Source organism: Micromonospora antibiotica (assembly GCF_017599305.1).
GTDB lineage: Bacteria > Actinomycetota > Actinomycetes > Mycobacteriales > Micromonosporaceae > Micromonospora > Micromonospora antibiotica.
Genome location: NZ_JAGFWR010000003.1, coordinates 231,149 through 254,178, shown reverse-complemented (window position 1 = coordinate 254,178; position 23,030 = coordinate 231,149). Strand labels below are relative to the sequence as shown.

The window sequence follows — 23,030 nt, the reverse complement described above, 5'->3', positions numbered from 1 at the left end:
CATACGGTGGGGCCCCTGGTCACCGCTGCTGTCCGGGGCGACCACCCCACCTCCCGACCCCCGACGGACCCCAGCAGCCACCTCCGGAGCAGGCCGATGCGTGTCCTCCACGTCAACAAGTTCCTCTACCGGCGCGGCGGCGCCGAGGGCTACCTGCTCGACGTCGCCGAGCTGCAACGGGGCGACGGCGACGAGGTGGCCTTCTTCGGCATGACCCACCCGGACAACGACGCGCCCACCCCGTACGCCAGGCACTTCCCGTCCCACGTGGAGCTGGACCCGACGCCACGCGGCGCGGGCGCCCGGGCGGCGGTCGCGGCCCGGATGATCTGGTCGCCGGCCAGCCGGCGGGGCCTGGCCCGGGTACTCGACGAGTTCCGGCCCGACGTGGTCCACCTGCACAACATCTACCATCAGCTCTCCCCGTCGGTGCTGGCCGCGGTGCGCGCCGCCCGGGTGCCGGCGGTGATGACCCTGCACGACTACAAGCTGGCCTGCCCCAGCTACCAGATGCTCGACCGGGGCGCGGTCTGCGACGCCTGCGTGACCGGCGGTCCGCTGCGCGCGGCCCGCCGCCGCTGCAAGGACGGCTCGTTCGGGGCCAGCTCGCTGCTCGCCGTCGAGTCGTGGCTGCACCGCACCACCCGGGCGTACGGGCCGGTGCAGGCGTTCGTCAGCCCGAGCCGGTTCCTGGCGGACGTGATGCGCCGGGCCGGGGTCTTCCCCGACCGGATGCACGTGGTGTCGCACTTCGTCGACGTCGCCGCGACGGCGGTCAAGACGGCACCCGGCGGGCCGGTGGTCTTCGCCGGTCGGCTGGCCGCCGAGAAGGGCGTCGACGTGCTGATCGAGGCGCTCACCCGGCTGCCCGACGACGTGGTGCTGGAGGTGGCCGGTGACGGCCCGGCCCGCGACGGGCTGACCGAGCTGGCCCGGCGGCGGGCCCCCGGCCGGGTCCGGTTCCACGGCCGGTTGGACAAGGCCCGGCTGCACGAGCTGGTCCGCTCGGCCACGGTGGTGGCGGTGCCGTCGCGGTGGAACGAGAACCAGCCGATGGCGGTGCTGGAGGCGTACGGCTGCGGGGTTCCGGTGGTCGCCTCCGACCTGGGTGGCCTGCCGGAGTTGGTGACCCCCGGGGTGGACGGTGAGGTGGTGCCCGCCGACGACCCGGTCGCGCTGGCCGCCGGGTTGCACCGGGTGCTGGCCGACCCGCAGCGGGCGTACCGGATGGGGCGGGCCGGTCGGGCGCGGGTGGAGCGGGACTTCTCCCCGCAGGCGCACCTGACCCGGCTGCGGGAGGTCTACGCGAGCGCCGCGCAGGCCGTGCGGGAGCCGGTGTGAACCCGCCGGTGCGGGTGCTCTACCTGGCCGGCAGCGGACGCAGCGGCAGCACCCTGGTCACCACCGTGCTGGGCCAGTACGACGGGGTCTTCGCCGCCGGGGAGCTGCGGTACCTGTGGCAGCGCGGGGAGCTGGAGAACCGGCCCTGCGGCTGTGGCCGGCCGCTGCGGGACTGCCCGCTGTGGGACCGGGTGCGCCGGGAGCTGCCGACCGACCGGGCCGCCGCGATCGCCGCCGGGCTACGCGGCCGGCTGCGGATGCGCGGGCTGCCCGCGCTGCTGCGCCGGCACCGCCGCGGTCTCCGGCCGGTGCCCGCGCACCCCGACGACGCGGTGCTGGCCGACCTGTACGCGGCCGTGGCCCGGCACACCGGGGCGCGGGTGGTGGTCGACTCGTCGAAGCTGCCCCCGTACGGGGCGTTGCTCGGCGCGCTGCCCGGCATCGAGCTGCGGGTGCTGCACCTGGTGCGTGACCCCCGGGCCACCGCCTTCTCCTGGCGTCGTCGCCGGGGCCTCGACGGCGACACCGACCCGGAGCTGATGAGCCGACCGCCGGTGTGGAAGGCGGCCCTGCTCTGGCTGGTCTGGAACACGGTGACCGTCCGGCTGTGGGCCGACCGTGCACCGGCGGGTTACCTGCGGGTGCGCTACGAGGACCTGACCGCCGACCCGGAGGCGACGCTGCGCCGGATCGTCGCCTTCGCCGGGGTCGACCCCGACGGCGGCCCGTTCACCGGCCCGGCGACGGTACGGCTGACGCCGACGCACTCGGTGGCCGGCAACCCGTCGCGGCACCGGACCGGTCCGGTGCCGATCACCGCCGACGTGCAGTGGCGGCGCGACCTGTCCCGCTGGTCGTACGCGCTGGTCACCGGGCTCACCGCGCCGGGGCTGCGCCGGTTCGGCTACCCGTGGCGGCGCGGCGTCCCGGCACCGGCCGGGGCGGGGCGGCCCGCGCGGGGTGGGCCGGCTGCGACCGGTGGACGGTCGGTGGGCGTCGGGCGGGCGGGGTCGACCGGGCACGAGGAGGGCTGAGCGATGTTGGCGGTGGTGGTGGGCACCGGGCGGTGCGGGTCGACGCTGGTGCAGGAGCTGTTGTCCCGGCATCCCGGGGTCGGGTTCGTCTCCGGGGTCGACGACAAGCTGTCCCTGCTCAACCTGGCCGGCCGGTTCAACGGGCCGCTGTACCGGCGTTCCGCGCCCCGCCCGGCGGGTATGACGTCGCTGCGGCACAGCCGCCGGCTGCTGGAGAAGGGTCGGCTGCGGGTCGCCCCGTCGGAGGCGTACGACCTGCTGGACCGGCACGTGGTGGCCGGTTTCTCCCGCCCGTGCCGGGACCTGACGGCCGAGGACCTCACCCCGTACCTGCGGCGGCGGCTGCGGGCCTTCTTCGACGCCCGGATCGAACGGCAGGGCTGCCGGCTGCTGCTGCACCACGTGACCGGCTGGCCGCGCACCGGGTTCCTGCGGGCCGGCTACCCGCAGCTGCGGGTGGTCAACGTGGTCCGCGACGGTCGGGCGGTGACCAACTCCTGGCTCCAGATGGGCTGGTGGGACGGCTGGCGCGGGCCGGACAACTGGTTCCTCGGGCCGTTGCCGACCGACCTGCGCCAGGAGTGGGAGGAATACGACAGGTCGTTCCCGGTGCTCGCCGCGTTGGGCTGGAAGATGCTGATGGACTCCTTCGCCGAGGCCCGCGCCGTGCACCCCGAGGGCCAGTGGCTCGACGTGCGCTACGAGGATCTGCTCGCCGACCCGCGCGCCGAGGTGGCCCGGATGCTCGACTTCCTCGGCCTGGACTGGTCACCGGCGTTCGAGCGGGGTTTCGGACGCTACCGGTTCCACGCCGGGCGGCAGGCCGCCTACCACGAGGAGTTGGGCGACGCGCAGCTCGCCGCCGTGGAGCGGGTGCTGGACAAGCCGCTGCGGCAGTGGGGCTACCGGGACTGACCGGCACGCCCGCCCCCCGCCCGCCCGGCCGGTGTCGTCGGGGCGGGCGGGGCAAAGTTCCTACAGGTGCAGGTGGTGGTGCCGGTCGGTCGGCCCATAACGTGCGCGGTCTCGCCGAGATTCAAGGAGACCGCATGGCTCGATTGGGAACACCCCTCCGCGCCGGGGTGGCCGCACTGTCCGCGATGGTGCTCGCCGCCCTGGGTGCGGCACCACAGGCGCTGGCGGCGCAGGACGTACCGGCGATCGTGGTCCAGGACGGGGTCACCCAGCCGGTGTTCGGCTATGGCGACGCCATCCGGGAACGCCTGTTCATCGACTCCACCTTCGACAGCGACAACGACGGTCTGCGCGACATCATCGCGTTCGACCTGATGCGACCGGCGGCCACCGCGAACGGCCTCAAGGTGCCGGTCATCATGGACGCCAGCCCGTACTACTCGACGGTCTGCCGGGGCAACGAGTCCGAGTGCAAGGCCGACCTGGACGGCGACGGCCTGCTCGACAAGTGGCCGCTGTTCTACGACAACTACTTCGTGCCGCGCGGCTACGCGGTGATCCTGCTGGACATGGTGGGCACCAACAACTCCACCGGCTGCCCCACCACCAACGCCAACCAGGACAACCTCAGCGCCAAGCAGGCGATCAACTGGCTCAACGGCCGGGCCACCGCGCGCAACGCCGCCGGTCAGGTGGTCACCGCCGATTGGCACAACGGCAAGTCGGGCATGATCGGCAAGTCGTACGACGGCTCGCTGGCCATGGCGACGGCGGTGACCGGCGTCAAGGGCCTGACCACGGTGGTGCCGATCAGCGGCCCCACCGAGTACTACGACTACGTGCGCAGCAACGGGGTGGTCACCCGGGGCAACAGCTACGTGGCGTCGCTGGCCAACACGGTCACCAACCCGGAGCGGCGGGAGTACTGCAAACCGGTACGCGACGCGATGGCCGCCGCCGACGGCGACGAGACCGGTGACTACACCGCCTTCTGGAACGAGCGCAGCTACGTCAAGAAGGTCCCCAACATGACCGCCAGCGTGCTGCTCTACCACGGTCTCAACGACGACAACGTCCGCGCGGACCACTTCAGCAAGTTCTGGTACGCCCTGGCGGAGAACAACGTCCAGCGCAAGCTGTGGCTCTCCCAGGAGGGGCACGTCGACCCGTTCGACTCGCGGCGCGCGGTGTGGGTGTCCACCCTGCACCGGTGGTTCGACTTCTGGCTGCACGGGGTCGCCAACGGCATCATGGACGAGCCCCGGGTCGACCTGGAGCGGGCCGCCGACGTGTGGGAGACCCACGCCGACTGGCCGATCCCCGGTAAGGCCGACACCGAGGTGTTCCTCCAGCCCGGCAGCACCGGGGCCGGGGGCCTGAAGCTGGTGCCGACGACCAAGCCGGCGACCGGCGCGTTCCAGGACAGCCGGACCCAGAGCCAGAACACCATGATCCTCAACCCGGACACCGTGCAGCCGAACCGGCTGGCGTTCCTGTCCGCGCCGCTGACCGCGCCCCTGCACATCTCGGGCACGCCGACGGTGCAGCTGCGGGCCTCGGCCGACCAGACCGACACCAACTTCGGGGCGATCCTGGTCGACTACGGCACCGACGAGCGGGTGGCGCACCGGGCCTCCGGTGAGGGCATCGTCACCCTGGCCACGGAGGACTGCTGGGGGTTGAACAGCCCGACCGACGACGGCTGCTACAAGCAGACCGCCAAGCGGGTCGCCACGGCCGACTACGAGCTGGTCACCAAGGGCATCATGGACGCCCAGAACCGGCAGTCGATCCGCACCGCCGTGCCGCTGGTGGTGGGGGAGTCGTACAACTTCACCTTCCCGCTGCTGCCGGAGGACTACGTGTTCAAGCCGGGCCACCGGATCGGCGTGATCATCGTGGCCAGCTACCCGCAGTACTCCAGCCAGGCGGACACCACCGCCGCGAACATCCAGGTCGCCCTGAAGAGCAGCAAGATCGTTCTTCCGGTGGTCGGCGGCACCCCCGCCGCCCACGCGGCAGGTCTCTGACCGCTCCCCGGGTGGCCGCCGCCGCAGCACCGCTGCGCCGACGGCCACCCGGCCCCGGTCACCCCACCGTGCAGGGGGTGCCGTTGAGCACGAAACCGGTGGGCGGGACGTTCGGGCCGCTGTAGGCCCCGACGAAACCGGCGGTGGTGCTGCCACCGGCGGCGATCCGCCGGTTGTCGTCGGTGCTGGCGACCGTCACGGTACGCCCGGTCTGCGTCCAGGTGGCGCTCCAGCCGCTGCTCACCTGCTGCCAGCCGGTCGGCCAGCTCCAGGTCAACGTCCAACCGTCGACGGGGTTCGCCCCGTTGTTGACGATCTCGACGTTGCCGACCCAGCCGTTGCCCCAGTCGCTGGCCGTGGTGAGCCGGACGGTGCAGGTGCTCTCGGCCGGGCCGGCGGTGGTGAACGTGACCGGCGACGACGACCAGGACACCTTCCCGGCGGTGTCCCGGGTCAGCACGTTGAGCGTGTACCGGGTGCCCGGGACGAGGTTGTCGACGGTGAACGAGGTGCCGGCCGTCTCACCGAGCTGCTCGCTGACCGTGCCGTTCTGCCGGTACACCTCGTACTTGGCGATCGGGGCGCCCTTCGGCGGGGCCGGCGACCAGGAGATCGTCGCCGACCGGTCGGTCACCCCGCTCGCGGTCGGCTGCCCCGGCGGGGCCGGGTGCGCGGTGACCGGGGACGAGGGCCGCAGCACCAGCGTGGTCAGCGAGTACGCCGGCAGCGTCGCGCTGGCGGCGCTGCCCGACTGCCCGGTGACCACGCCGGACGCCCCGTTGGTCAGCGAGTACGTCGTCGGCGCGGCAGCCGACGGGGTGAAGCCGGCGTAGTCGATGGTGACCGGGTGGGCGTTGTCCGGGTCCTTGTTGACCAGCAGCACCGCGAGATCCCCGTCGGCCCGCCGCACGGCGTGCGCGGTGACCAGCGGCTCGTCGGTGGCGGCGCGGACGAACTGGTCACCCGGTCGGGCGAACAGGTTCATCATCGACAGCCCGTGGTACGGCGCGAACGGGGTGTTCAGCGGCGGCTCGCAGACCGAGTTGTCGGCGGTGCACCCGCCGCTGGACAGCAGCCCGAAGTCGCCGTAGTCGGTCTGCCCGCCCACCTGCGACACGGTGCCGATGCCGTTGTGCACGTTCCACCACTGCACGGTGAAGACGCCGTTCTCCAGCAGGTCGCTGTAGGCGTCGGCGAGGAACAGCGCACCCGGCTGGGTGTTCTGCCCGGTGCCGACGTTCAGCTCGGTGAAGCTGATGCCGATCCGGGCGGCGTTCGGGCCGGCGTACCGGGTGAGCTGGTCGCGCAGCAGGTGGGCCGCCTCGTCGATGTGGGCCGTACGGGCCAGCGACTCGGCGGCGGTGCCACCGGGGTACCAGTGCACGTCCACGAAGTCGATCTTGGGGCCGGCGAGGGAGAGCACGGTCCGGTTCCACGGGCCCGGGTCACTGCCGGCGGTGATCCCGTCCGGCCAGTTCCCCGGCATGGTCAGCACCGCGCCGACCTTGATCGTCGGATCGACCGCCTTCATCGCGTCGGCGTAGTCGACCACCAGCCGGGCGTACTGGCTGGCGCTCTTGTCGGGGTGGTCGTCGGCCTCCCAGGCCGACCCGTAGTGCCCGTTGCCGTAGTTCTCGTTGCCGACCGTCCACCACTTCGCGCCGTACCCCTTGGTGGCGTTGGCGTAGCGCACCCAGTCGGCGGCCTCGGCGGGGGAGCCGGTGCCGTAGTTCGCGATGATCATCGGCTGCGCGCCGACCCGCCGGGCGGCGGCCATGAACGTGTCGAAGTCGGTGTTCGGTGCGACGTACCCGCCGGGCGCGGTGTGGTCACGCCAGTGGTAGATATCGGCGTACGAGCCGCCCGGGTAGCGCATCATCCGCACCCCGGCGGCCTTGAGCAGGTCCGACGTCTCGGCCGTGCCGAGCTGGGAGTCCCAGATGGCGTGGTTGACGCCCAACGCGGTGGCCGGCACGGTGGCCAGCCCCGCGTTGGCGTTGACGGTCACCGCCACCGGGTCCGCCGCCGCGTCGGCGGGCGACGGGCCGGTCACGGCGAGCCCACCGGTGGCGAGCAGCAGGCTCGCGGCGAGCGCCGTCCAGCGCTCCCGGCGACGCGACGGGCGCGACGACGGGGCGGAATCTCTGTTCATACGGGTTCCTTCGTGGGTCACCACAGCACACCGCCCGGCCGGTCGGGGTTGCGTCGCCCACGAGGGCGTCGAGACGGCGGGCGGGACTGATGGACGGGAGTGCTGGCGTCGTTCCGTCGTGCTTGTCGCCGTCCCCCGGAAACCCAACGGCTCCCGGTTGCCCTGGACGACTGTCAGCCCCGCGCGCGGCAAGCCATCGACGCATCAGAATCCCACGACGATCGTCGCGAATTCAAGGCGGTGGGCCCGGGTGGTGCCGTGCCGTGCCGCCGGTCGGCCCGGTCGCCCGGCCGGGACGGCTCAACGCCGGGCAGCCACCCTCGCCGCGACCCCGGCCACCCGCACCACCGCGGCCATCCGCCGGGGCCGGGAGACGACCGCCGGCCGGGTACGCAGGCAGTCGCGCACCACGTCGGCGGCCCGCTCCACGCTGAGCAGCATCGGCTTGACCGGTGACTTCGCCATCTTGGTGTCGACGAACCCGAACCGCACGACGGTCACCCGCACCCCGTGCGGGCGCAGCGCGCCCCGCAACCCCACCAGGTACGACGTCAACCCCGCCTTGGCGGCGGCGTACCCGGGGGCCTGGGCCGACGGGGCGGCGTCGGCGAGGCTGGACAGGCCCACGAGGTGCCCGCCGCCGCCGGCCACCATCGCCGGCACGACCACCTCCACGGTGCGCGCCGCACCGATCAGGTTGACCTCCAACGCCCTGGTCTGCGCCGCCAGGTCACCGAGGTCGAAGAACTCACCGACCCCCGCCGCGTAGACGCACACGTCCACCCCGCCGAGCCGGTCGACCGCCCCGGCCAGCACCGTGCGGTAGGCGTCGCCGGTGACGTCGGCGACGTTGTGGGTGTACCCGGGGGCGGTCAGGTCGCTGCCGCTGCGGGACACCCCGGCGACCGTCCAGCCGGCCGCCACCAGTTGCCGGGTCAGGGCCAGCCCGACGCCGTCGCTGTTGCCCACCACGACCGCCCGTCGCCCCTGCGCATCCATGCCCGGACTCTAGCCACCACCGTCCGGCCCGGACTGCGCACACCACCGCCCGGCCCGCGACACGACGCCACCCCGCCCACCGGGTCGGTGGACGGGGTGGCGTGGGAGCGGCAACCGTCAGGGCTGGCCCTGGTAGATCTCGTCGTCGGCACCCCGGACGAAGAGCCGCACCAGACCGCCGTAGACGCTTCCCGCCGGGGCGGAGATCGTCTGGCCCGGGCCGTCGACCGTGCTCCAGCCCGTCCACGCGCCGGAGTCCTGCAGATACCAGGCGGTACGCAGGTCGTCGCCGCCGGTGCGGACGAAGACGTGCAGCCCGCCACCGTAGACCAGGGCGGCCGGCGCGGACGCGGCACGCGCGGTGCCGGGCACGTCGCTCCACCCCGACCAGGCCCCGGTGGCCAGCGAGTACCTGTTGGTGCGCACGTTGCCGTTCGTGCCCCGGACGAAGACGTGCAGGTCACCGCCGTAGATGGCGGCGGACGGGGCCGAGTTGGCACCGGTCGGGCCGGCCAGGGTTGCCCAGCCGGACCAGGCGGCGGTGTCCAGCGTGTACTGGTTGGTGCGGACCTTGCCGTTCGCGCCCCGGACGAACAGGTGCAGTTGGCCGCCGTAGACGGTGGCGGACGGGGCCGACGACGCGGACGTGGTGCCACCGACCGTGCTCCAGCCGGACCAGGCGCCGGTGTCCAGGGCGTACCGGTTGGTGCGGATCTTCTGGTCGGACTGCACGAACAGGTGCAGTTCCCCGCCGTAGACGGCAGCCGCCGGTGCCGAGGTCGCCATGGCGTCACCGGGGACGGTGGACCAGCCGGACCAGGCGTCGGTGTTCGTGTCGTACCGGTCGACCCGTACCTGCCCGTCGGGGCCCTGCACGAAGACGTGCAGGTCGCCCCCGTAGGTGGCGGTGGCCGGCGCGGACCGCGCCTGCGCCGTACCCGGCACCGGCGTCCAGCCCGCCGCCCGCGCAGCCGAGGGGCGGGTGGCGGTGCCCACGGTGCGGGCCTGCGCCGCCGCGTCGCCCGGACGGGCGGCTGCGGAGGCGACGCCCGTGGCGGGGCCCGCCGGGTGGACGCCCGCCGGCACGGCGGCGGCGGGGGTGGCGACGAGGGTGACCGCGCCCAGACCGAGAGCGAACGCGGGCAACCGGTGCCGCACCAGTTTCATCGATCGATTCAGACGCATGCATTCTCCCTTGTGGACGACCGGTGGTGACGACGGCTCGGTCGCTTGCGGCTGGCCCACCGGGCGGCGAACCCGCCCGTTGCCGCGCCGGCCGCCGCCCCGCATCCCCGGGCGACCCCCCCCCGTCGCCGCCACCCTATCCACCCACCCCCGTCCCCACATCCACCAAACCACCCCCACCCCCTAGTGCGGACCGCCGCCGCCGGCAGTGGCGGCGGTGATCAAGAGGTTTACGTCATCCGGAGCGGTTCTCCTGACGCAAAGCTCTTGATCACCGCCGGTGGGTGTGGTCAGACGACCGCGCAGGGGGAGCCGTTGAGGGTGAAGAAGGGCGGTTTCGCCGTGTTGCCGGTGTGGTTGGCCTGGAAGCCGATGCTGACCGAGCCACCCGGGGGGATCGAGCCGTTGTAGGAGACGTTGGTGGCGGTGACCGCCCCGCTGGTCGGCGAGTAGGTCGCGTTCCAGCCGCTGGTGATGGTCTGCCCGGCGGGCAGGGTGAACGCCAGGTTCCAGCCGTTGATCCCGGTGTCCCTGAGGGTGGTGATCGTGATCGCGGTGGTCAGGCCCGTGTTCCAGGCGTTCACGGTGTAGGCGATCCGGCACTCGGCCCCCGGGCCCGGGGTGGTGGGCGTGGGCGGGAACGGCGTCGGCGGCGTGGTGGTCGGCACCGGCGGCGTCGTCGGAGGCGGCGTGGTGGTGGGCGGCGGAGTGGTCGGGGGCGGGGTGGTCGGCGGTGCCGTGGTCGGGGGCGGGGTGGTGGTCGGCGGGGCGTCCAGGCCGAAGAACCGGATCGCCTGCGCCGCGTCGACCGGCAGGTTGTGCGTCACCCCCTGCATGCTGATCGCCTCGACCGGCGCGGTGCCGCCGCTACCGCCGTACCGGGTACGGGTGTAGCCGGCCTGCGGGGTGTCGGTGAACGTCGGCGTCTGGCTCAACCCCTGCACGTTGGTCCACTGCTTGACCTCCTCGCCGAAGTTCGGAAAGCGCAGGGTCTCGTCGTTGGTGCCGTGCCACAACTGCATCCGGGGCCGCTTGCCGGTGTACCCCGGGTAGGCGTTGCGGACCAGGTCGCCCCACTGCTGCGCGGTCTTCGTCACCTGCCCGTTGGCGCACTGGCTGTTCCACTCCGAACCGTCGGTGGTGGCGAAGCAGCCGAACGGCACCCCGGCGAAGGCCGCACCCGCCGCGAACACGTCCGGGTAGTCACCGAGCAGCACGTTGGTCATCATCGCCCCGGACGAGGTGCCGGTGGCGAAGATCCGGTTGGGGTCGACGGGGTACCGGGCCCGGACGTAGTCGACCATCGACTTGATGCCCACCGGATCGCTGCCCCCGTCGCGGCGCAGCGCCTGCGGGGAGGAGACGTCGAAGCACTTGCTGCTGCGGGTCACCGACGGGTAGATGACGATGTAGCCGTACCGGTCGGCCAGGGCCGCGTACTGGGTGCCGGAGTAGAACGCCGGGCCGCTGCCGGTGCAGTAGTGCACCGCCACCAGCAGGCCCGGTCGCGGAGCCACGGTGTTCGGCACGTACAGGTACATCTGGAGGTTGCTCGGGTTGGCCCCGAAGTTGGTCACCTGGGTCAGCGCCGCCGCCGAGGCCGGGGTGGGGGCGGCGATCGCGGCCAGCGCGGTGAGCGCGGCGGCGACCAGGGCGGTGCCGAGCAGTTTGATCCTGGATCTCATGGGCGGGTTCCTCCGGAGGATCGCGGACATACGGATCTACCGATCGAGGCTGCCCGGCGGCTCGATCATGTCCGGCTCAGGAACATCCATGAGTATCGTTAGCCTGTCGTCGGCTCGCAAGGCGACCCGTACCACCGGAACTTCCGGTCGCCGCCGGGCGTGGACACCGGCGAACGGCGGGACCACGCCAGTGGATAATGACCCCATGCGTGGTCCTGCGATGACGGACGTCGCCCGCCTCGCGGGAGTCTCCCACCAGACGGTCTCCCGGGTGCTCAACGACCACCCGAACGTCCGGGAACAGACCCGGGTACGGGTCCGCGCGGCCATCGCCGAGCTGGGCTACCGACCGAACCGGGCGGCGCGGGCACTGGTCACCGGCCGCTCCCAGCTGATCGGGGTGGTCGCCCAGAACAGCACCCTGTACGGTCCGGCGTCGCTGCTGGCGGCCCTGGAGCAGGCCGCCGCGTCGGCCGGCTTCGCGGTCAGCGTCGGCAGCGTCAGCACCCTCGACCGGCGGTCCATCTCCGCCGCCGTGGAGCGGCACCTCGACCACCGGGTCGCCGGCATCGTGGTGATCGCCCCGGTGGCCTCGGCCGACGAGGCGCTCGACCACCTGCCGCACGGGGTGCCGCTGGTCACCGTCGACGGCGATCCGGCCCGGGAGGCGGCGCTGGTCACCGTCGACCAGGCGGCGGGGGCCGGGCTGGCCACCCGGCACCTGTTGGACGCCGGGCACCGCACGGTGTGGCACGTCTCCGGCCCGGCGGACTGGTTCGACAGTGCCGGGCGGGTCGAGGGCTGGCGGGCGGCGCTGCGGGCGGCCGGCGCGGAGGTGCCGCCGGTGCTGTCGGCCGACTGGAGCGCGGCGTCCGGCTACCGCTGCGGGCAGATGCTGGCCCGGATGCCGGAGGTGACGGCGATCTTCGCGGCCAACGACCACCTCGCGCTGGGGGTGCTGCGGGCGCTGAGCGAGCGGGGGCGTCGGGTGCCGGAGGAGATCAGCGTGGTCGGCTTCGACGACGTGCCGGAGGCGGCGTACTTCATCCCGCCGTTGACCACCGTGCGCCCCGACTTCGACGCGGTGGCCCGCGCCGGCCTGGCGATGCTGCTACGCCAGATCGAGGCCGGCCCGGGAGCGGTCGAACGGCACACCATCGCCCCCACCCTGGTCCACCGCTCCAGCGTCACCGCACCCCCCACCTAACCCCCCACCCCCACCCACCCCACCCCACCCCCGCCTGGCGGCGGTGATCAAGAGGTTTGCGTCAGGTTGGAGATCAACGATGACGCAAACCTCTTGATCAACGGGGTTGGCGGCGGGGAGGGGGAGGGGAGGGAGGGGAGCGGGGTGGGTCAGTTGTAGGGCATGGTGGGGAACCAGCCGATGCCGAAGATCGCCGGGACCCGGAGGTCCCAGTAGACGACGGTGAAGACGCCGAGGGCGACCAGCAGGGCGCCGGTGACCAGCGCCGAGCGGGTCGGGTCGGTCATCCAGCGCAGGAAGCCTCCCCGGGTGACCAGCACGACGACGACGAAGAGCAGCGTCACGATGACGATGTTGCCCAGCGACTGGAGGGTGAACGCCGCCGCGCCGTACAGCGGGTTGCCGGTCTCCACCGCCCAGTGGAAGAGCTTGTTGAACAGCGGGTACGGCCGTCCGATGAGGAAACCGCCGATCAGCGCCCCGATGAGCACCACCCGGGCCACCGGCCGCCGGGCGAACACGTCGGGCACCAGCCCGAGGGCACCCAGCCCGAGCAGGGCGAGCACCAACCCGATCACCCCGAAGACCACCGACGACTGGATCAGCCGGACCGGCATGCCACCGACCGTCTCGGTGGACAGCTGCGGCAGGCCGTCGCCGATCAGCACCCCCACCGCGCCGTACGTCGCGGAGACCGCGATCATCCCCAGTGCCAGCCAGCCCACCGGGCGGACCAGCGTACGCAGTTGGTGGCGCAGCCCGGTGGGCGATCCGGCCTGGCTCAGCGGACCCACCGACGCGACCATCGCGATGTTGCAGGCGGTGAAGGTGCCGGCGAACCCGGACACGAAGGCGAACAGTAGCCCCGCGCCGGTGCCGCCGATCGCCGTCGCCTTCGCGTCGTGGCCGAGCAGGTTGTTGGCCACCGTGTCACCGATGACCGAGTCGACGAGCTCGAACGACCAGAGCACCGCCAACAGCACCCCGGCGACAGCGCTGACCAGGGCGGCGGTGCCGTGCCGGGCGGGTGCCGGTGAGACCGGTCGCACCGGCGTCGGCGACACCGGCCGGCGGGGGGCCGGGGACTCGGGACTTTCTCGCAGGGCCATGGTGCCTCGTCTCTGCCGATCCGGGCGGGCCCACGGCCGACCGACAGCGACCCGACCCGGCAGGCGCCCGGCCCACCGGGCCCCAGGCCTGACGGGTGACGCCGTGTGTCGTCGCACCCGCCGGGCAGCGACCGCTGCCCGCTCACAGCATGCCGACGCGTACCGGTGCGGTCTTATTCGAGCGTGCCGACTTCGGTCGGCCTGTCGAACCGTCGGGCCGAACCGTCCGACCCGCGCAGCACCCGTGCCGCCACCGTCGGCGCGAGCAGCCGGCGCGGTGGGTCGACCAGGTTGAGCACCCGCAGGAACGCCGCACCGAGCGTCGGGTTCGCGGTGGCGGCGGCGTGCAGCCGGTGCACGTAGGCGTTGGTCAGCCGGACCCGCGCCGACCGGGGGCCGGGGACCTCGGGGAAGCGCAGGTCGGTGCCGACCGCGATGGACCACGGCATGTCGATCACCCGGGCCGCCCGCCGGAAGAACCGCCGGGCCAGCCCGTGCGGCCCGGCGGGCAGCAGCCGGGCCAGCTCCACCGCCTGCAACGCGGCCGCCGTGATGCCCTGCCCGTAGATCGGGTTGAAGCTGCACAGCGCGTCGCCGAAGACCAGGTAACCGGCGGGGAAGCGGCGCAGCCGCTCGTAGCGGCGGCGGACGCTGGCCGGGAACCGCATCCGGGCCGGCGCACCGAGCGGTCGGGCGTGCCGCAGCAACGCGCCGATCTCCGGTGCCGGCAGGCTGTCGGCGTAGGCGAGCAGGCCGGCGTCGTCGAGCGGCGGTTCCTCGCCGAACATGCCGCTGAGGGCCACCGCGAACCGGTCCTGCTCCTGCACCGCCACGATCCCACCGCGGGTACGACCGGGCACCGCGTTGGTGAGGACCCCGAGCAGCCCGTCGAGCTGCTGTGGTTGACGGTGGTAGAGCCGGGTGACGTAGGTCAGCCCGACCGGCACCTGTTCCTCCGGGGCGGGGCGGTAGCCGAGTTCTGCCAGCCACACCGGGCTGCGGGTGCCCCGCCCACCGGCGTCGACCACCAGTTCGGCGGAGAGTTCCCGGGTGGTCGAGGGGCCGTCGGCCCGGCGGTGCACGCGTACGCCGGTCACCCGTCGCCGGTCCGGCGTGGTGGTCAGGGCGGTGACCTCGTGGCCGGGCAGGATGGTCACCCCGGGCAACGCGGCCACCCGGTTGCGGATGACCTGCTCCAGCAGGGGGCGGCCCACCCCGATCGCCCGCAGTCCGGACGCCGCCGGCTGCATCAGGTAACCGTCGTTGTACCAGCGCACGTCGCCGTGCAGGTCGATCAGGGGCGCACCGAGCGCGACCAGCTCGTCGGTCACCCCGGGCAGCAGTTCCTCCAGCACCTGCCGTCCCCGGTCCAGCAGCACGTGCAGCTGCCGGCCCTGTGGCACCCCGCGTCGACTGGCGGCCTGCTCGGGCAGGGGATCGCGGTCGACCAGGGTGACCCGGCCGTGGGTCTCGCTGAGCACACGGGCGGCCAGCAGCCCGCCGATGCTCGCGCCGACCACCACCGCGCTGTCGGTCGCCATGCTCCGACGCTAGGCGTACGGCCGCTGTCCTGTCGTCTCGCAACGTGCGCTTCATCGACCATTGACGTGGTCACCGTACCGGGGAAGGGTGACATGATGCGACGGCGCGAATCCCATCCGTCGTCGTACGACGTGTTGCGGGGCGACCGTACCGACCCGCCGGAGCGCCGTCGCCCGGTCCGGTACGGGCCGGTCGGGGCCTGCCCCGCCGCGGCCTCCGCGTCACCTGACAGTGCTGATCCGGACGAAAGGACTCCTCGTGCGCCGCTTCCCGCGAACGTCCGTCTTTGCCGGTGCCCCGGTGCCGCGCCGCCACCCGTGGCGTCGGGTCGTCGCCGCCGTGGCCGGGCTCGTGCTCCTGCTGGTGGCCGCCCCCAACGCGGTCGCCGGTCCGCCCGGTCCGGCCGGGACGGCCGACCGGGCGCTGCCCCCCGGGTTCCGGCACGGCTTCGTCGAGGTCGAGGGGACCCGGCTGCACTACGTACGTGGGGGGAGCGGACCGGCGTTGGTGCTGCTGCACGGTTGGCCGCAGACCTGGCAGGCGTGGCGGCCGGTGCTGCCGGCGTTGCGCGCCGGCCGGACGGTCGTCGCGTTCGACCTGCCCGGTCTGGGTGACTCCGCCGCGCCGGTCGGCGGGTACGACAAGGCCACCACCGCCCGCCGGTTGCACGCCGCGACCCAGCAGCTCGGCCTCGGCCGGGTGGAGTTGCTCGGTCACGACGTCGGCGCGTTGGTGGCCTACCCGTGGGCGCGGGACTACCCGGCCGACGTGTCCCGGATGATCGTCATCGAGACCGCGCTCTCCGGCTTCGGCCTGGAGGACCTCTACAGCCGCAGCTGGCACTTCCTGTTCAACGCCACCCCGGCGCCGACGCCCGAGCTGCTCATCGACAACGACGACGTCCCGGTCTACCTGGACCGGATCTTCGACTTCTCGTCCCAGCACGACACCATCGACCGGCCGGTCTACTACCGCGCCTACCGCGACCCGGCCGACCGGACGGCCGGCTACGAGTACTACCGGGCGTTCGACGCCGACATCGCCGACAACCGGGCGCAGGCCGCCGCCAAGCCGGTGACCGTGCCGGTGGTGGCGATGGGCGCGGCATTCTCCTTCGGCCCCGGGGTCGCCGCCTCCTACCGGCAGGTCGCCACCGACGTGCGGCAGGTCGTCGTACCGGACTCGGGCCACTGGGTCCCGGAGGAGAACCCGCAGTTCCTCATCGACTGCACCAGGTTGTTCCTCGGCCTGCCCGGGGCGCCGACTCCGACTCCGGCGTTGGCCGGCTGCGCCGCCTGATCCACGGCCCGGTGCCCCGCACGTCGTACGTGCGGGGCACCGGCGGATCGGGGCCCGGCGCGGGTGCCGCCGGCCGGCCGGCCGGGACGTGGGCGCCCGGGTGGAGCGGGTCAGGCCAGCGCGTCGAGCGCGGCGCGGTCCGCCGGGGTCAGGCGCAGCCGGGCCGCGGCCATGTTCTCCTCGAGGTGCCGCACCGAGCTGGTGCCGGGAATGACCAGGATCGCGGGTGAGTACGCCAGCAACCACGCGATCGCGATCTGCGCGCGGGTGGCGTCGTGCCCGTCGGCGATCCGGTCGACGGTACGCCGCTGCGTGGCGCTGAAGTCCGGCCCGAACGGCAGCTGCGGTCGCCCGGTACGCCCGCTGAGCAGCCCCGCACCCAGCGGGAAGTACGGCACGAAGGCGATCTGCTCCTCGGTGCACCGGTGCAGCACGTCCAGGCAGTCCCGGTCGAGCAGGTGGAACCGGTTCTGCACCGCGGCGATCGGGATCGTCGCCCGGGCCTGGTCCAGTTGTTTCAGGGTGACCCCGCTGAGCCCGACGTCGCCGACCAGGCCCTCCTCCCGCAGCCGCACCAGCATCGCGAACGACTCGGAGAACCGGGTCCCGCCCGGGCGGAGCAGCCCGTCCCCGCCGACCCGCAGGTAGACCAGCTCCAACCGGTCCCGGCCCAGCCGGCGCAGGTTCTCCTGCACCTGCCGCCGCAGCTGGTCGGGGGCCCCGGCGGGCACGAAGTCGCCCCAGTTGTCGCGTACCACCCCGATCTTCGTGCCGATCACCAGGTCGTCGGGGTACGGGTGGAGGGCCTCGCGGATCAGGTCGTTGGCCACGTGCGGGCCGTAGAAGTCACTGGTGTCGAGGTAGTTCACCCCCAGCTCGACCGCCCTGCGCAGCACGGTCAGCGCGGCCGCGTGGTCGTCCGGAGGGCCGAAGGAACCGGGACCGGGCAGTTGCATGGTGCCGAAGCCCAACCGGTTGACGCTCGACCCGTCGCCCAGCCGGAGCCGGCCGGCCTCCGGTGCGAGCCTGTCCGACAGTGTCACCGTTGCTCCCCTCGGGGGACGCCGCGCGGGGCGACGCCCGTGTGTGCGGGTCTGCCGGGCGGCGGGAGCCGGCGGGACGCCCGCCACCCGTCGGCCATCCTCCCAGGACGACCCGGTCACCGTCCGGCAGGCCGGTGCAGCGTGTCGGGCACCGGGTGACCCTGCGTGAGCCTGGTGGTGGCCGCCACGCGGTGGCCGGGACGCGCCGGGGGCGTGCGGCGGGCGTCGCGGACCCGGTGCCGTCGGCGGGTTCCGTGCGGGGCTGCGGGGGCGTCGCCGACCCGGTGCCGTCGACCGGGTTCAGTGCAGGGGACGCGGGCCGAAGCCGAGTGCCCGGTCCACGCCGATGTGGAAGAACCAGCAGGCGGCCACGAGCGCGAGCACCGACCATCCGGTCGCGTCGAGGGCGTGCGCGAGGCCGTACCCGGCGAGCAGGACGAAGGGGGCGACGTAGGTGTGTCCCAGGTTGTAGACGATCGCGCCGACGCGGTGGTCGACCGCGTAGCCGAGCATCGACAGGTCGAAGAGGAGGAACAGGGCGAACAGCCACCACCAGGCGAAGCCCGTCAGGACGAGCAGGACGACGGCGGCCCCGGCGACGGCTGCGCCCTCGGCGCGGTGCAGGATCGGCACCGGGGTGGCCGGCGGGGCGCCCCGGGCGGGCCCGGCGCTCACGGGTGCTTCCAGTTCTCCAGGGCGGTCAGCATGCTGTTGACGGCCCTGTCGTAGCTGCGTTCGAGGTCGGCGGCGAGCTTGAACGCGCCGGCCGTCTCCAGGCTGACGAAGCCGTGGATGACCGAGCGCAGGAACCGGGTGGCGTCGATCGCATCGTCGCCGAGGAGCCGGTAGCCGGCGAGCACGCTGTAGATCACCTGGAGGGCTGCGGCGCTCGCCTGCTGGTCCTCGACGTCGTCGGGTTCGGGTGCCCGGATGGTCATCGGGTACTGCATCGGGTGTTGCCGGGCCCAGGTGCGGTAGGCGGCGGCCAGGCTGCGGACCGCGTCGTCGCGGGCGCGGCCGATGCACGCCCGGGCGACGGTCGCCGACAGGTTCGCCTTGGCGCGGAGCATGATGCCCCGGCGGAGCCCGGGAAGGCCGTCGATGTGCTTGTAGAGCGACGGGACGCGGACGCCGAGGCTGTCGGCGAGTGCGGCGAGGGTCAGTTCGTCGGCGGGGTGGGCTTCGAGCAGTTGTGCGCCGCGCGCGACGACGACGTCGGTCGTGAGGCCGGCCCTAGGCACGGGCGTGCACCCTGCTGAGGAAGTCGAGCACGGCCCGGGCGGTCAGCTCGGGCTGCTGGGACTGCGGGTAGTGGCCGGCGTCGGGCACCATGACGACCTCACCGCGCAGGGTCTCGCCGATCCAGGCCGCCTCGGCCGCCGGGTCCTTGAAGTCGGGGTCGCGCTCGCCCATGACGACCAGCACGGCGGTGTCCACCTCGGCGAGCCGCGCCTCGGCGAAGCGGTGGTCGGTCTGCCGGGCGGTGCGGGAGAACGCCGCGCCGTAGCCGGGCTGCCGGAGCTTGGCCACGACGGCCGCCCGGTATTCGGCGAAGTCGGCCGGCTTGGCACCGGCGTAGAGGGTGGGCAGGTAGGCCTTCCAGACGCCGGCCACCCACAGCGGCGACATGAGCAGGTGGAAGAGGCTGCGCATGCCCGGCGGCTGTCGGGGGTTGCGAACGAACGGCCCGACGAGCACGAGCCCGCAGACCTGTGCGGGGTGCTCGGCGGCGACGATGACGCCGGCACCGGCGGCCAGTGAGTTGCCGACGACGACGGCCGGTCGGCCGAGTTCGTCGATCAGGGCGCTGATGTCGGCGGCCGTCTCGGGGTCGCCGTAGGAGGTGAAGGTGGTGTCGCTGTCGCCGTGGCCGCGCAGGTCGGTGGTGACCACCGTGTAGCCGGCGTCGACCAGGGTCGGGGTGAGGAAACGGTACGACGAGCGCAGCTCCGCCATGCCGGGCACGAGGACCACGAGCGGGCCGCTGCCCTGGACGTCGTAGGCGATGCGGCCCTCGGCGCGGTGCAGGTGGCGGGTCGGGGGCGGGTCGGCGTTCCGGGAACCGGTCATGAGGCTAGCTTAGCTAGCTCAAAAGCTAACCGCAATAGCTTTCGCTGCCGGGAGGAGGTCGGCGGGGTTCGTGACCAGCTCAGCACGCCAGCCGGACCGGCGGGCGGGATCAGGAAACCCGCACACCGGTCCGGTCGGACAATACTCACAAATTGGTATCTAATTCCTCAAAAGTGACTCTGTGGCCCGGTGTGGCTCACAGCCGGACCAGACCACCGTCGGCCATGATGGTCTGCCCGGTGACGAAGGCGGCGTCGTCGCTGGCCAGGAAGGCCACCGTGCCGACCACGTCCTGCGCCTCGCCCGGCCGCTTGATGGCCTGCATCGCCGCCACGTGCTCCTGCGCCGCCCCCGCCATCGGGCTCTCCGCGAGCCCGGGGGTACGCGACAACGTCGGCCCGACCGCGTTGACCGTGATGCCGTACGAGGCGACGTCGCTGGCGAGCGCGCGGGTGAACCCGATCACCCCCATCTTGCTGGCCATGTAGTGGGTGAACCCGGGCAGGGCCAGACCGACCGAGTTGGAGGTGAGGTTGACGATCCGCCCCCACCGTGCCTCACACATGTGGTGCAGCACCGCCTTGGTCATCAGGAACTGCGAGTCGAGGTTGACCGCCAGCACCTTGCGCCAGGCCTCGTACTCCAGCTTGAAGATGTTCTTGGCCGGATAGATGCCGGCGTTGTTGACCAGGACGTGGCAGCCGCCCATCCCGGCGGTGATCTCCGCGCCGATCCGGGCCACCTCGTCGGGGTCCGAGACGTCCCCGGTGACACCGAGGGCCTTGCGCCCCTCGCCCTCCACCAGCGCCACCGTCTCGATCGGGTCGACCAGGTCCACCGCCACCACGTCCATGCCCCGGCGGGCCAGGCCCTGACAGATCGCCTGCCCGATGCCCCGCCCGCCGCCGGTCACCACGGCGATCCGGTTACCCGTGCCGGCCATCAGCCCCACCCCTTCGCCGTGGCGTCCTGGTCGTCGACGACCGGCCCGGACCGCCCGGCGGCCAGCCGTAGCGCGCCCGACGGGCAGAGGTCGACCGCGACCCGGGCCTCCTCGGTGTCGACCGGTTGCCGACGCAGCAGCACCCGGCCGTCCTCGCTCTGGTCGAACAGGTCCGGCGTGGACAGCACGCACTGCCCGGCGCCGATGCACAGGCCACGGCTCACCACCAGCGTCGTCGTCGGTTCCTCCGCGCCCACCGGGTCACCCCCCTCCACCGCGGTCCCCCTCACCAGGTCACCGGCAGCCGGTCGAGGCCGTAGATGTTCGACTCCTTGCGGAACGGCAGACCGTCGAGCTCCTCCGCCAACCGCAACCCGGGGATCCGGGTGAACAGGGAACGGAAGACGATCTCCAGCTCGGCGCGGGCCAGGTTCTGCCCGATGCACTGGTGGATGCCGTAGCCGAAGGCCATGTGGTGCCGGGCGCCCCGGTGGACGTCCAACACCTCCGCGTCGGGGAAGACGTCGGTGTCCCAGTTCGCGGAGGCGAACGACAGCAGCAGCCCGTCGCCGGCCCGGACGGTCACCCCACCGACCTCGATGTCGGCGGTGGCCACCCGGGGCAGCGCGTCCACGACGGTGAAGTAGCGCAGCAGCTCCTCCACCGCCAGGCCCATCGCCGCCGGATCACCGGTGACCACGGCGAGCTGGTCGGGGTTCTCCAACAACCCGGCCACCCCCAGGGAGATCATGCTGGCGGTGGTCTCGAAGCCGGCGACCAGCAGCAGCATCGCCAACCCGACGAGCATGTCGTGGTCGAACAGCGGGGTCTGCCGGTTCTGCACCACCAGCCGGCCGAGCAGGTCGTCGGTCGGTTCCGCCTCCTTGGCGGTTACCAGGCGGTCGACGTAGGCCCGCAGCTCGCTGCTGGTCTGCTGGCGCTGCTCGGCGGAGACCGTCCGGCGCAGCTGCGCGTCGGCGCTGCGCACGATCAGGTCGCGGTCCTCGTACGGCATGCCGAGCAGTTTGGTGATCATCGAGGCGGGGACCGGCAACGCCAACGCGGCGACCAGGTCCACCGGTTTCGGCCCGGCCAGGATCGCGTCGATGCACTCGTCGACGGTGCGTTGGATGTGCGGACGCATCTCCTGCGCCCGGCGCAGCGTGAAGTCACCGATCAGCATCCGCCGCTGCGGACCGTGCTCCGGCTGGTCGAGCCCGATCAGTGAGCGGCCGACCGCGGCGATGTTGCGCCGGGTCTGCGGGGTCACCGGCTCGGTCAGCGGCAGGTTGGGGTGGAACCGGTTGGCGCTCACCCGGGGGTCGGTCAGCAGCCGGCGGACGTCGGCGTAGCGGGTGACCAGCCAGGCGAGTTGCCCGTCCGGCACCCGGACCCGGCTGACCGGCGCCTCGGCGCGCAGCCCGACGTACTCGGGGGCAGGGGCGAACGGGCAGGTCCGGGGCATCGGGAAGTCGGGTGCCTCCCCGGTGGACGCCGCATCGGCGGCGTATGTGCTGTTGACGGTCATCACGGTCCTTTCGCGGTGTGCGTCGGTGGGCCCGGACGGTGGCGACCCGGCACGCGGAGCCGACGGCGTACCCGGTGGCGACCCGGGACGCGCCGCGGCGGCGCGGGCCGGCTCATCCCGGATGCCGGGCGAGATGGGCGAGCAGGGCCGCGGAGAGTCGGTCGGGGGCCTCCTCGGGCACCCAGTGCGACACCCCGTCCAGGGCGAGGAACTCGTACGGGCCCTTCACCCAGGCGGCGGTGCCGTGCGCGGCGACCGGCCCGACACCGATGTCGGCACCGCCCCAGACATAGAGCGTCGGCACGTCGACCGGTCCGGCCTCGACGTCCTCCGGCCGGGTCGCCCGGTACCAGTTCAGCGCGGCGGTCAGCGCGCCCGGCGCGGTCAACCGGTCCAGGTAGGTCGCCAGCTTCGCCGGCCCCACCGCCGCGCCCAGCATCCGGCGCAGCAACGCCGCGTCGTCGGCCAACAGCATCCCCTCGGCCTGCCCCGGCTGCCGGAACATCGCCAGGTACGCCGAGCGGCTCTGCTGGTCGGGATCGGTGGCCAGCGCGTCGGCGAACGGCCGGGGATGCGGCACCGACACCGCGGTGAAGGTGCGCAGCAGCTCCGGGTGCCGATCGGCCACCGCCCAACCGATCGCCGCCCCCCAGTCGTGCCCGACCAGGTCGAACCGGTCCCAGCCGAGCTGCCCGGCGACCGCGACGACGTCGGCGACCAGGGCGTCCATCCGGTACGCGTCGACGTCGTCGGGGCGTACCCCGGGGGAGTAGCCGCGCTGGTCCGGTGCGACGGCGTGGTGACCGGCGGCGCCCAGCGCGGCGAGCTGGTGCTCCCACTCGACGGCCCCCTCGGGGAAGCCGTGTAGCAGCAGCACGCCCCGGCCGTCGGCGGGGCCGGCGGTCAGCGCGTCGAAGGTGCCGGCGTCGGTGGTCAGCCGCAGCGGTG

The 23,030-nt window shown here is 73.2% G+C and carries 20 protein-coding genes; 6 read left to right on the top strand and 14 right to left on the bottom strand.

The genetic code is table 11. The features are described 5' to 3' along the window. The first annotated feature begins 96 nt into the window (after window positions 1-96). From JQN83_RS09365 to JQN83_RS09350, 4 genes are all read left to right on the top strand, one after another. Window positions 97-1,341: a glycosyltransferase gene (locus tag JQN83_RS09365; protein ID WP_208566670.1), complete on the top strand. Its 1,245-nt coding sequence runs from the start codon at window positions 97-99 to the stop codon at window positions 1,339-1,341. Then, window positions 1,338-2,375 carry a sulfotransferase family protein gene (locus JQN83_RS09360; RefSeq protein WP_208566669.1) on the top strand — a complete coding sequence of 346 codons (1,038 nt, stop codon included), beginning with the start codon at window positions 1,338-1,340 and terminating at the stop codon, window positions 2,373-2,375. Before JQN83_RS09365 ends, JQN83_RS09360 begins: the two co-directional genes overlap by 4 nt. A 3-nt stretch (window positions 2,376-2,378) precedes the next feature. Continuing rightward, window positions 2,379-3,290 (top strand): sulfotransferase family protein, encoded by a 912-nt coding sequence (locus JQN83_RS09355; RefSeq protein WP_208566668.1) that lies wholly within the window; start codon window positions 2,379-2,381, stop codon window positions 3,288-3,290. 134 nt (window positions 3,291-3,424) lie between these two features. Next, window positions 3,425-5,320, top strand: a complete 1,896-nt coding sequence (locus JQN83_RS09350; RefSeq protein WP_244252066.1) for a CocE/NonD family hydrolase — start codon at window positions 3,425-3,427, stop codon at window positions 5,318-5,320. 58 nt (window positions 5,321-5,378) lie between these two features. Here the strand turns inward: JQN83_RS09350 and JQN83_RS09345 are convergent, their stop codons facing one another. The 4 genes from JQN83_RS09345 to JQN83_RS09330 form a co-directional block, all read right to left on the bottom strand. After that, on the bottom strand, window positions 5,379-7,472 hold the full coding sequence (locus tag JQN83_RS09345) for a cellulose binding domain-containing protein (RefSeq protein WP_208566667.1): 2,094 nt from the start codon (window positions 7,470-7,472) through the stop codon (window positions 5,379-5,381). A 300-nt stretch (window positions 7,473-7,772) separates the two neighbouring features. Beyond that, window positions 7,773-8,471, bottom strand: a complete 699-nt coding sequence (locus tag JQN83_RS09340; protein ID WP_208566666.1) for an SDR family NAD(P)-dependent oxidoreductase — start codon at window positions 8,469-8,471, stop codon at window positions 7,773-7,775. Between the two features lie 117 nt (window positions 8,472-8,588). Further along, window positions 8,589-9,656, bottom strand: coding sequence for a DUF8189 domain-containing protein (locus tag JQN83_RS09335; protein ID WP_208566665.1), 1,068 nt, complete (start codon window positions 9,654-9,656; stop codon window positions 8,589-8,591). Window positions 9,657-9,946: 290 nt separating this feature from the next. Then, window positions 9,947-11,341 (bottom strand): extracellular catalytic domain type 1 short-chain-length polyhydroxyalkanoate depolymerase, encoded by a 1,395-nt coding sequence (locus tag JQN83_RS09330; RefSeq protein WP_208566664.1) that lies wholly within the window; start codon window positions 11,339-11,341, stop codon window positions 9,947-9,949. A gap of 205 nt (window positions 11,342-11,546) precedes the next feature. Here JQN83_RS09330 and JQN83_RS09325 point away from each other — a divergent pair, with 205 nt between their 5' ends. Beyond that, window positions 11,547-12,548 carry a LacI family DNA-binding transcriptional regulator gene (locus tag JQN83_RS09325; protein WP_244252065.1) on the top strand — a complete coding sequence of 334 codons (1,002 nt, stop codon included), beginning with the start codon at window positions 11,547-11,549 and terminating at the stop codon, window positions 12,546-12,548. A gap of 149 nt (window positions 12,549-12,697) precedes the next feature. On the opposite strand, the gene JQN83_RS09320 is transcribed toward JQN83_RS09325, so the two are convergent. After that, entirely contained in the window at window positions 12,698-13,657 is a 960-nt protein-coding gene (locus tag JQN83_RS09320) for a hypothetical protein (RefSeq protein ID WP_244252064.1), read from the bottom strand. A 173-nt stretch (window positions 13,658-13,830) separates the two neighbouring features. Further along, entirely contained in the window at window positions 13,831-15,198 is a 1,368-nt protein-coding gene (locus tag JQN83_RS09315; RefSeq protein WP_208566663.1) for an FAD-dependent oxidoreductase, read from the bottom strand. Between the two features lie 301 nt (window positions 15,199-15,499). Here JQN83_RS09315 and JQN83_RS09310 point away from each other — a divergent pair, with 301 nt between their 5' ends. After that, the gene (locus tag JQN83_RS09310) at window positions 15,500-16,498 is read left to right on the top strand and encodes an alpha/beta fold hydrolase (RefSeq protein ID WP_307799118.1); all 999 of its coding nucleotides are present in this window, start codon (window positions 15,500-15,502) and stop codon (window positions 16,496-16,498) included. 110 nt (window positions 16,499-16,608) lie between these two features. Here the strand turns inward: JQN83_RS09310 and JQN83_RS09305 are convergent, their stop codons facing one another. The 8 genes from JQN83_RS09305 to JQN83_RS09270 all read right to left on the bottom strand — a co-directional run bounded on the left by JQN83_RS09305 (window position 16,609) and on the right by JQN83_RS09270 (window position 23,025). Further along, complete coding sequence (locus JQN83_RS09305; protein WP_307799117.1) at window positions 16,609-17,541, bottom strand: aldo/keto reductase; 933 nt, start codon at window positions 17,539-17,541, stop codon at window positions 16,609-16,611. Window positions 17,542-17,841: 300 nt separating this feature from the next. Beyond that, complete coding sequence (locus JQN83_RS09300) at window positions 17,842-18,216, bottom strand: DUF4260 family protein (protein ID WP_208566662.1); 375 nt, start codon at window positions 18,214-18,216, stop codon at window positions 17,842-17,844. Then, the gene (locus tag JQN83_RS32920) at window positions 18,213-18,782 is read right to left on the bottom strand and encodes a TetR/AcrR family transcriptional regulator (RefSeq protein WP_208566661.1); all 570 of its coding nucleotides are present in this window, start codon (window positions 18,780-18,782) and stop codon (window positions 18,213-18,215) included. Before JQN83_RS32920 ends, JQN83_RS09300 begins: the two co-directional genes overlap by 4 nt. Next, on the bottom strand, window positions 18,775-19,611 hold the full coding sequence (locus JQN83_RS09290; protein ID WP_208566660.1) for an alpha/beta fold hydrolase: 837 nt from the start codon (window positions 19,609-19,611) through the stop codon (window positions 18,775-18,777). The genes JQN83_RS32920 and JQN83_RS09290 overlap by 8 nt, the downstream gene beginning before the upstream one ends. Before the next feature lie 196 nt (window positions 19,612-19,807). Further along, window positions 19,808-20,554, bottom strand: a complete 747-nt coding sequence (locus tag JQN83_RS09285) for an SDR family NAD(P)-dependent oxidoreductase (RefSeq protein WP_208566659.1) — start codon at window positions 20,552-20,554, stop codon at window positions 19,808-19,810. Further along, window positions 20,554-20,784 (bottom strand): ferredoxin, encoded by a 231-nt coding sequence (locus JQN83_RS09280; protein WP_208566830.1) that lies wholly within the window; start codon window positions 20,782-20,784, stop codon window positions 20,554-20,556. The genes JQN83_RS09285 and JQN83_RS09280 overlap by 1 nt, the downstream gene beginning before the upstream one ends. 56 nt (window positions 20,785-20,840) lie before the next feature. Further along, window positions 20,841-22,082 (bottom strand): cytochrome P450, encoded by a 1,242-nt coding sequence (locus JQN83_RS09275; RefSeq protein WP_208566658.1) that lies wholly within the window; start codon window positions 22,080-22,082, stop codon window positions 20,841-20,843. A gap of 112 nt (window positions 22,083-22,194) precedes the next feature. Next, complete coding sequence (locus JQN83_RS09270) at window positions 22,195-23,025, bottom strand: alpha/beta fold hydrolase (protein ID WP_372444002.1); 831 nt, start codon at window positions 23,023-23,025, stop codon at window positions 22,195-22,197. Window positions 23,026-23,030 lie beyond the last annotated feature (5 nt).